This window comes from Acinetobacter sp. UBA3461 (assembly GCF_002381195.1).
Taxonomy (GTDB): domain Bacteria; phylum Pseudomonadota; class Gammaproteobacteria; order Pseudomonadales; family Moraxellaceae; genus Acinetobacter; species Acinetobacter schindleri.
In genome coordinates this window covers 77,615-86,890 of sequence record NZ_DFRO01000022.1, presented here as the reverse complement: position 1 = coordinate 86,890, position 9,276 = coordinate 77,615, and the positions used below count along the sequence as shown (strand labels likewise).

The window sequence follows — 9,276 nt, the reverse complement described above, 5'->3', positions numbered from 1 at the left end:
TGTTCTGGATCAGGCTTAGTAAATGTATGTTTCTTGCGAACTTCTACATTAATGGTTTTTGCCTTACCCGAAGTACTGGCTACTTTAGCCGTACTGGTCGTTTTACGTTTCAACGTGATTTGTCCTGCATGACCATCCGAACCTTGTGATTTTTTCACATGGCTCATCAGGTGATCTTGTTGTTCGGCGGTAATAATTTCGTCAGATTTGCGCTGTGGTAAACCTGCCTCACGAACCTGTTCCAGGAGCTTCTCAACTGGGCGACCCAATTTGAGGGCTAACTCTTTAATCGACTTGTCCGTCATATACTACCTCCTAGTTAAACCATGATTCGCGCGCTTTCATAATGAGCTGACCCGCTTTTTCAGCGCCTAAACCTTCAATATCTGCGATATCGTCAGTTGCCTGATCTGCAAGGTCATCCACTGTTACCACACCACGAGCTGCTAGAGCTTGCGCGATCTCTGCTGTCATGCCATCCATTGCAACAAGTTCTTCACTTGGCGCTTGTACGTTTTCTTGCTGTTGTAATGCATCAGCAAGTGCAACTTCTTTTGCACGGCTTTGCAGTAGTTCAACCAGTTCCGCATCCAGTTCGATTTCATCAAACGTTTCTGCAGGTACGTATGCAATTTCTTCAAGCGAGGTGAAGCCCATTTCTACCAACGCCATAGCCAAATCTTCAGCAATATCCAGACGTGTTACAAACATGTCCAGGTATTTTTGTGCTTCGCTTTGTTGACGCGCGTAGTATTCTTCTTCCAGCATCATATCCAGCTTGTAGCCAGTCAACTCCGATGCCAGACGAACGTTCTGACCCTGTGAACCAATCGCACGAGCCAACTGATCACTCGTTGCGAAAATAATGTCTGCAGTACGTGCATCTTCATCGATAACAATACTGGATACATCTGCTGGTTCAAGTGCGCTTGCGATGTACTGAGCAGGATCATCTGACCATACTACGACATCAATACGCTCACCATTGAGTTCCTGTTGTACTGCCTGGATACGTGTACCACGCATACCAATACAAGCACCAACCGGATCAATACGGTGGTCATTTGTTTTCACTGCAATTTTGGCACGTACACCTGGCTGGCGTGCGGCTGCCTTGATTTCAATGATTTCTTCCGAGATTTCTGGAATCTCTTTTTTCATCAATGCGATCAGCATTTCAGGTTTAGCACGAGAAAGCTGTAGCTGAGCACCACGACCTTCACGATTGACATTGAAAAGAATCGCATTCACGCGTTGTTTCGGGCGAAGGATTTCCTTCGGAATCATTTCTTCACGTGCAAGATATGCTTCAGCATTGTCCCCTAAGTCAATAATGAAACCGTCTTTGGTTTGTTTTTTCACTTCACCGTAGATCAGCTCACCGACTTTAGATTCATAAGCATCAGCAACCAGTGCACGTTCTGCTTCACGAATCTTTTGTACAATCACCTGTTTAGCAATCTGTGCAGCAATACGACCGAAATCGATTGACTCAACTTCTAGTTCACGAATGTCACCGATTGACCATTTTGCCGGATCAACATCAGAGATGGCATCCTGACAGGCTGGCATTTCATGATCTTCGTCTGCAACCACTTCCCATTGACGGAAAGTACGGTAGTCTCCAGTTTTACGATCGATTTCTACACGTAAACGTGCTTCTTCCGAGTTGGTTCCTTCGTAGAACTTTTTCTTGGTCGCTGCAACTAAAGCTTGTTCTAGTGCTTCAAAAATTGCTTCACGAGGTACACCTTTTTCGTTACTAACCGTTTCAACGACGGTAAGAATTTCACGTGCCATATGTCACCTATTCGTTCAGATTCTTATTGATTTAGTTAATCTTGATAGACCAAATTTGCTTTATCGATATTGTGACTGTCGATGTCCAGAACCTGCTGCTTTTCTACTTCTACCTGAATCATTTCATTTTCAAGGTCAACTGCAACCAGTTTTGCCTGGAATTTACGACGGTTGTCCACCGCACTGATCAGACGTAAGGCAACGGTCTGACCGATATAATCTGCCATTTGCTGAAGTTGGAAGAATGGACGGTCCCAGCCTGGAGACGACACTTCAAGTGCATATTCACCTGAAATCGGATCATGTACGTCTAGCATCGCGCCCACCTGTTGGGTAACGCGTACGCAGTCCTGCACACCAATTCCGCGGCCCTGCTCCACTTCACCGTCTTCATTGATGACCGGTTCAGTAGTTGGATCGACTGGCTTGTCGATATAAATACGTAATAGAGAACGTTTACCCTGAGGAACAAATTCGATTCCCCAAAGATCTACATCACAGGCTTCAACTGCAGGTGCAATCAAGTCCTGAAGTGCTTGAGTTTTATTTGATAGCTTCATTTACTCTCGTCATCTGGTGCGATTTTATGATCTATTTGACCACTACAAACCAATACAAACTATAGTAGTAGTGAAACATGGAGATATGACCAAATTTTGTCGACACTACACGATAGCCAATAAAAAAGGGCGTAAATCGCCCCAATTAATGCACAATTTCGGATTTTTTCAAATCCCACTGTGCAAAAAGGCCCACCATAGTTGTGAGCCTCTTTTAAGAAACTTGGTAGCGGGAGCTGGATTTGAACCAACGACCTTCGGGTTATGAGCCCGACGAGCTACCAGACTGCTCCATCCCGCATCAACGTGCAAAAATTATATACAAAAGACGATAAGTTTTCAATCAAAACTATCTCTATCGATATGTTGGTCTTTTGTCGCTGAAAAATTGGTAGCGCTCACTGGACTTTAATCCAACGATCTTCGAGATTTTATAAAGAGTTGAGCTCGACGAGCTTGCAACTGATTAAAATAACGAAACCACACTTTCCAAAAAGTGGTAGCGGGAGCTGGATTTGAACCAACGACCTTCGGGTTATGAGCCCGACGAGCTACCAGACTGCTCCATCCCGCATCAGCGTACAAAAAACTTTCAGTTCATAGAACTGCCTTTAAAGTTTGCATCTTTAAAGGATTGGTAGCGGGAGCTGGATTTGAACCAACGACCTTCGGGTTATGAGCCCGACGAGCTACCAGACTGCTCCATCCCGCAACAACATGCAAACAACTCTTCTCAACTTAAAACTGGTTTCAAGTTGCCTCTTTAAAGTTTGCGTCTTTATAAAAGGATTGATTGGTAGCGGGAGCTGGATTTGAACCAACGACCTTCGGGTTATGAGCCCGACGAGCTACCAGACTGCTCCATCCCGCAACAACAGAAGTTTTTTAGCTGCATACACCAACTTATGTTCTGGATTATAAGTTGGTGCGGAAGGGGGGACTTGAACCCCCACGCCCGAAAGCACTACCACCTCAAGGTAGCGTGTCTACCAATTCCACCACCACCGCAGCTGCAGGCATTCTATTCGTATCATGCACAAAAAGAAAGCCTTTGGCGAAATTATTCACCAGTTTTTGGTGCAGTTGGTGAAGTTTCAGTCGATTGAGCAGGTGCAGTCTGAGTCGTTGGAACGCTATTCAGAGTATAAGCATCTGTGGTCTGCTTTTTAGCAAATACCGCTAAAGTCAAGCTGGTAATAAAGAACAATGCCGTAAATACTGCAGTCAAACGGGTCAGGAAATTACCTGAACCTGAAGCACCAAAAACAGTCGCAGCACCGCCACCACCGAAAGATGCACCAGCATCTGCACCTTTACCATGCTGAACTAAAATCAAGACAATCATCAAAATCGCTAAGATAATATGTACTACCAGCACAAAAGTTTGCATGCTGAACTCCTAATTATTGTGTATTTGCAAATGCCTGGGCAATTTTATGAAATGACTCGGCATTGAGTGATGCACCACCCACCAGTGCCCCATTGATATCAGGACAGGCTGCCAACTCTACTGCATTTTCAGGTTTAACACTACCACCATACAGAATTGCAGTGGTTTCACCATAACCAGTAATCTGTTTTAGACCTTGACGGATCTGAGCATGCATCGCTTGTGCATCTTCCGGAGAAGCAGTTTTACCAGTACCAATCGCCCAGATCGGTTCATAGGCAATTACAATATTCTTCCATTGCTCTGCTTCAACTACAGCCGCGATATCACAGATTTGCTGCAATACCACAGCTTCCGCCTGACCGGCTTCACGCTGTTCCAGACTTTCACCTACACAATAAATCACAGTCAAACCGGCATTTAAAGCATTTTTGATTTTGGTATTGAGAATCTCTCGTGACTCACCAAAGATTTCACGACGTTCAGAATGTCCTACCAGAACATAACCAATACCACTATCTGCCAGCAGTTCTGCACTCACTTCGCCCGTATAGGCGCCCATGCCTGCAATACGAGACACATCCTGAGCAACGGTATAAACCGGACGAACGGCAGAATCCAATTCAGCCTGAACCTGAGTCAGTGCAATTGCTACAGGTGCTACGCCTAAATGACACTTTTCTGCTGAAATCGGTGTAGATTCAAGTAAATCTTTCACCCCACGAAGCAATGTCTGCGCATCTGTCTGCAGCGGGTTCATTTTCCAGTTACCCACTACCCATGGGGTAATCGTCGACAACGACATAAACAACCTATTCTGAATACCTATCTTTAATTGGGCACATTCTACACGGAATTAGAAAATTTGAAGAAGAGTTTTCTTGCGGCATTTTCAGTGCCAGATCTGTTCAAACTGCTCATTTTTTGTTATCACTTAAGATTATGGGGATCACTTCTTAGGATTCATTCAGTATTTTGAATATTAATGCGAAGAAGGCAGCATTTTACGCTATGGTAATTTTACGCAAGCAACGTATAATTTTGATAAAGCAATTAAAACAATTTTGATTCACGGGCATATTAGAGCATGACAGCAATTCAGGGATCTCCAAGATTTACGGGGTTTATTCGTCGACTTGTCGATGAAGGGGTTATATCTGCAGAAGATATGCAGGGTGCTTTGAGCAGTGCCAAAAAAGATAAAATTGATATTGTTCCCTATCTGATTGAACATCACCGCCTCTCGCCAACCAAAATCGCAGAAACGATTTCTCTTGAATTCGGTGAACCGCTATTTGACATCAGTGCTTATGATCCTGCCCTGATCGTACGCGAAGATTTTGATGAAAAGATTATTACCAAACACCGCGTACTGCCGATCTTTAAAAATAGCAATATTCTGTTTATCGCGACCAGTAACCCGACCAATATAGAGGCAATTGATGCCGTTCGTTTTGCGACCAAACTCAATATTGAAACCATCATTGTTGAACATAATAAACTCGAAAAACTGATCGAGCAGAATTTTACTGAAGAAAGCACCTTTGACTTTGATGATGATTTTGATCTAGATGTTGATATCGATAGCTCTGACCCGAATAAAGATGATGAGAATGACAATAAAGGTGATGAAGCACCAATTGTTAAATATATTAATAAGTTACTGATTGATGCAATCCGTATGGGTGCATCTGATTTACACTTTGAACCTTATGAAAAAATGTACCGTGTGCGTTACCGTGTCGACGGGGTCTTGCGTCAAATCGCCACGCCACCTTTACAGCTTGCAACACGTCTGGCCTCACGTCTTAAAGTTATGTCACAAATGGATATTTCCGAGAAGCGTGTGCCTCAAGATGGTCGGATCAAGTTAAAACTCTCTAAAAATAAGGCTATCGATTTCCGTGTCAACTCACTCCCAACCCTGTTTGGGGAAAAACTGGTACTGCGTATTCTGGATCCATCGAGTGCCATGCTGGGTATTGATGCACTGGGGTATGAGCCTGATCAAAAAGCCTTATTTATGGAGGCACTAGATAAGCCTCAAGGTATGCTCTTGATCACCGGTCCGACAGGCTCTGGTAAAACTGTATCTCTCTATACCGGTTTAAATATCCTAAATCGTGAAGACACGAATATTTCAACTGCTGAAGATCCAGTCGAAATTAACCTGCAAGGGATCAACCAGGTTAACGTCAATAATAAAGTCGGCCTAACCTTCTCTGCTGCCTTGAAATCATTCCTGCGCCAGGATCCTGATATTGTCATGGTCGGTGAGATCCGTGACCTGGAAACTGCAGAGATTGCGATCAAGGCAGCACAAACAGGTCATATGGTGATGTCAACACTACATACCAACAGCGCACCAGAAACCTTGACCCGTTTACGGAATATGGGTGTGCCATCATTTAATATTGCCACCTCGGTGAATTTGGTGATCGCTCAGCGTTTGGCGCGTCGCCTTTGTCCACATTGCAAAAAACCGGCAGATATTCCACGTCAGAGCCTGCTTGAAATGGGCTTTAGCGATGATGATTTACAGAATCCGGAATTTAATATTTTTGAACCTGTCGGATGTAACGAATGTCGCGAAGGCTACAAAGGTCGAGTCGGTATTTATGAAGTCATGAAAGTGACACCAGAGATTTCACGTATTATTATGGAAGACGGCAATGCAATTGAGATTGCCGAAGCTTCCGCACGCGCAGGTTTTAACAATTTACGCCGATCAGGGTTATTAAAGGTAATGCAGGGGGTGACTTCTCTTCAGGAAGTCAATCGTGTTACCAGCGAATGATCAGGTGCTGCTATAAAATAAGGATAAACTCATGGCTTCAGTGAAAAAAGGTCAAATGATGCCGACCTTCACCTATGAAGGGGTAGACCGTAAAGGTATAAAGATTAAAGGGGAAATACCTGCACGTAACCTCGCCTTGGCCAAGGTCACGTTGCGTAAGCAGGGTATCAGTATCAAGAGTATTCGAGAAAAAAAGAAGAATATTCTTGAAGGCCTGATGAAGAAAAAAGTGACCACACTGGATATCACCATTTTTACCCGTCAGCTTGCTACCATGATGAAAGCCGGGGTACCACTCGTACAAGGCTTTGAAATTGTGGCGGAAGGCCTTGAAAATCCTTCAATGCGCGAGGTTGTACTCGGGATTAAAGGTGAGGTTGAAGGCGGAAATACCTTTGCAGGTGCACTGCGCAAGTATCCTCAATACTTTGATAAGCTATTCTGTTCGCTGGTTGAATCCGGTGAACAATCCGGTGCTTTAGAGACCATGCTGGATCGTGTTGCGATTTATAAAGAAAAAAGTGAACTGTTAAAGCAGAAAATTAAAAAAGCCATGAAATACCCAGCAACAGTGGTTGTTGTTGCAATTATTGTTACGATTATTTTGATGGTTAAAGTCGTTCCAGTTTTCCAGGATCTCTTCTCGTCATTTGGTGCAGACTTGCCAGCATTTACAAAAATGGTAGTCAATATGTCTGAATGGATGCAGAAATACTGGTTCCTGCTGATCATTGGGATTGGTGTAGTCATTACTGCTTTCCTGGAAGCAAAAAAACGCAGTAAAAAATTCCGTGATTTCTTGGATAAGGCTGCACTAAAAGCACCTATCTTCGGTGATCTGGTTTATAAAGCGATTATTGCTCGTTATAGTCGTACTCTGGCAACGACTTTTGCTGCTGGTGTTCCATTAATTGATGCACTGGAATCAACTGCAGGCGCTACAAATAATGTAGTTTATGAAGATGCTGTCATGAAAATTCGTGAGGATGTTGCTACTGGCCAACAACTGCAATTCGCCATGCGTGTTACCAATAAGTTTCCTTCTATGGCCGTGCAAATGGTCTCGATTGGTGAAGAATCTGGTGCACTAGATGCCATGCTGGATAAAGTTGCGACCCATTATGAAAATGAAGTCGACAATGCCGTTGATGGTTTGACCTCCATGATGGAGCCATTGATTATGGCCGTTCTTGGTGTGCTTGTAGGTGGTCTTGTTATTGCAATGTACCTGCCAATTTTCCAGATGGGTTCAGTGGTTTAATGCAAGATCTTATTTTATATTTCACTCAAAACCCGACTGCGCTCTATATTGCAGTCGGGCTTTTTAGTCTCTGTATCGGTAGTTTCCTAAATGTCGTAATTTACCGCACCCCTAAAATGATGGAACAGGAATGGCGTAACGACTGCCAGCTGTTTTTACACCCTGATCAACCGATCATTGATGAAAGCAAGCTTACATTAAGCAAACCTGCGTCGACCTGTCCAAAATGTCATACACCAATTCGCTGGTATCAAAATATCCCCGTGATCAGCTGGCTGGCTCTTCGCGGCAAATGTGCGAACTGTCAAAATCCAATTAGTGCCCGTTATCCATTCATTGAAATTCTAACAGCAGTTTGTGCATTGACCGTTTTGGCTGTATTTGGTCCTACAGTACAAATGTTGTTCGGTCTGGTGCTGACTTATATTCTCATTGCACTAACCTTTATTGACTTTGATACCCAGCTGCTTCCAGATCGCTATACCCTTCCACTTGCAGCTTTAGGCTTAGGGGTGAATAGCTATGCAATTTACACCTCACCAACTTCAGCCATCTGGGGTTATATCATTGGCTTTCTGTGTTTATGGGTCGTGTACTACCTGTTCAAAATAGTAACTGGTAAAGAAGGCATGGGCTATGGTGATTTTAAATTGCTGGCTGCACTAGGTGCCTGGATAGGACCGTTAATGTTGCCACTAGTTGTATTATTGTCATCACTCGTCGGTGCAATCATTGGCATTATCCTGCTAAAAGTGCGTAAGGAAAATCAGCCTTTTGCTTTTGGTCCCTATATTGCCATTGCCGGCTGGATCGCTTTCCTGTGGGGCGAGCAGATTATGAAAGTCTATTTAGGTCAATAATTTGAAATTTATACTAGGTCTGACAGGTGGTATTGGCAGCGGCAAATCTGCTGCCAGTCAATGGTTTGAACAACATGGTATTGTGGTCGTGGATGCTGATGTTGTGGCACGCGAGATTGTCGAAGTCGGTCAGCCAGCACTGCTACAAATTCAGCAAGCTTTTGGTGACTGGGTATTACAGAAAGATGGAACCTTAAACCGTCGTGCTTTACGCGAACATATTTTCCAATCCAATGATGCCCGTAGAATCTTAGAAAGCATTACTCATCCCGCAATTCGCCAATCAATTATTCAGCAATTACAGGATGCACAAAGTCCTTATGTGATTCTGGTGTCTCCCCTGCTGTTTGAAACCAATCAGCATGAACTTACCGACCATACCTTATTGATTGATGCTTCGATTGAGTTGCAGATCCAGCGTGCTGCACAGCGTGATGGTCAAAATATTGAACAGATTCACCGTATTATTGCCGCTCAGATGCCCCGTGAACAAAAACAGCAACTGGCGGATGATATCGTATTAAATGATGGCCATCTGGAACACTTATATGCGCATCTACAGCCTCTACATGAACAATATTTGCAAAGAGCTCTGAATTAATAAAAAA

The 9,276-nt window shown here is 43.7% G+C and carries 9 protein-coding genes and 5 tRNA genes; 4 read left to right on the top strand and 10 right to left on the bottom strand.

Going from position 1 to position 9,276, the window contains the following annotated elements:
- The 10 genes from B3D47_RS04755 to tpiA all read right to left on the bottom strand — a co-directional run.
- Nucleotides 1–305 (bottom strand): IF-2-associated domain-containing protein (locus B3D47_RS04755; protein ID WP_286860224.1); only part of this gene is annotated, 305 nt, incomplete at its 3' end.
- Nucleotides 306–315: 10 nt separating this feature from the next.
- On the bottom strand, nucleotides 316–1,800 hold the full coding sequence (gene nusA / locus B3D47_RS04750; RefSeq protein ID WP_004810069.1) for a transcription termination factor NusA: 1,485 nt from the start codon (nucleotides 1,798–1,800) through the stop codon (nucleotides 316–318).
- A gap of 35 nt (nucleotides 1,801–1,835) precedes the next feature.
- The gene (gene rimP / locus B3D47_RS04745; protein ID WP_108619242.1) at nucleotides 1,836–2,360 is read right to left on the bottom strand and encodes a ribosome maturation factor RimP; all 525 of its coding nucleotides are present in this window, start codon (nucleotides 2,358–2,360) and stop codon (nucleotides 1,836–1,838) included.
- 224 nt (nucleotides 2,361–2,584) lie between these two features.
- Nucleotides 2,585–2,661: transfer RNA gene (locus tag B3D47_RS04740), tRNA-Met, on the bottom strand.
- Between the two features lie 196 nt (nucleotides 2,662–2,857).
- Nucleotides 2,858–2,934, bottom strand: a tRNA-Met gene (locus tag B3D47_RS04735).
- Between the two features lie 61 nt (nucleotides 2,935–2,995).
- Nucleotides 2,996–3,072 (bottom strand) — tRNA-Met (locus tag B3D47_RS04730).
- An 82-nt stretch (nucleotides 3,073–3,154) separates the two neighbouring features.
- Nucleotides 3,155–3,231: transfer RNA gene (locus tag B3D47_RS04725), tRNA-Met, on the bottom strand.
- A 52-nt stretch (nucleotides 3,232–3,283) separates the two neighbouring features.
- A tRNA-Leu gene (locus tag B3D47_RS04720) sits at nucleotides 3,284–3,368 on the bottom strand.
- A 52-nt stretch (nucleotides 3,369–3,420) separates the two neighbouring features.
- Nucleotides 3,421–3,750: a preprotein translocase subunit SecG gene (gene secG / locus B3D47_RS04715; RefSeq protein ID WP_004810073.1), complete on the bottom strand. Its 330-nt coding sequence runs from the start codon at nucleotides 3,748–3,750 to the stop codon at nucleotides 3,421–3,423.
- A 13-nt stretch (nucleotides 3,751–3,763) separates the two neighbouring features.
- Nucleotides 3,764–4,555 (bottom strand): triose-phosphate isomerase, encoded by a 792-nt coding sequence (gene tpiA / locus B3D47_RS04710; RefSeq protein ID WP_108619241.1) that lies wholly within the window; start codon nucleotides 4,553–4,555, stop codon nucleotides 3,764–3,766.
- Between the two features lie 282 nt (nucleotides 4,556–4,837).
- On the opposite strand from tpiA, the gene pilB reads away from it, so the two are divergent.
- From pilB to coaE, 4 genes are read left to right on the top strand one after another with little or no spacing between them, the layout of a single operon-like run.
- Nucleotides 4,838–6,547, top strand: a complete 1,710-nt coding sequence (gene pilB / locus B3D47_RS04705; protein WP_005223492.1) for a type IV-A pilus assembly ATPase PilB — start codon at nucleotides 4,838–4,840, stop codon at nucleotides 6,545–6,547.
- 31 nt (nucleotides 6,548–6,578) lie between these two features.
- Nucleotides 6,579–7,808, top strand: coding sequence for a type II secretion system F family protein (locus B3D47_RS04700; RefSeq protein WP_004810078.1), 1,230 nt, complete (start codon nucleotides 6,579–6,581; stop codon nucleotides 7,806–7,808).
- Nucleotides 7,808–8,668: a prepilin peptidase gene (locus B3D47_RS04695; protein WP_286860219.1), complete on the top strand. Its 861-nt coding sequence runs from the start codon at nucleotides 7,808–7,810 to the stop codon at nucleotides 8,666–8,668. Before B3D47_RS04700 ends, B3D47_RS04695 begins: the two co-directional genes overlap by 1 nt.
- Nucleotide 8,669: 1 nt before the next feature.
- Entirely contained in the window at nucleotides 8,670–9,269 is a 600-nt protein-coding gene (gene coaE / locus B3D47_RS04690) for a dephospho-CoA kinase (protein ID WP_163164686.1), read from the top strand.
- The last annotated feature ends 7 nt before the right edge of the window (nucleotides 9,270–9,276 follow it).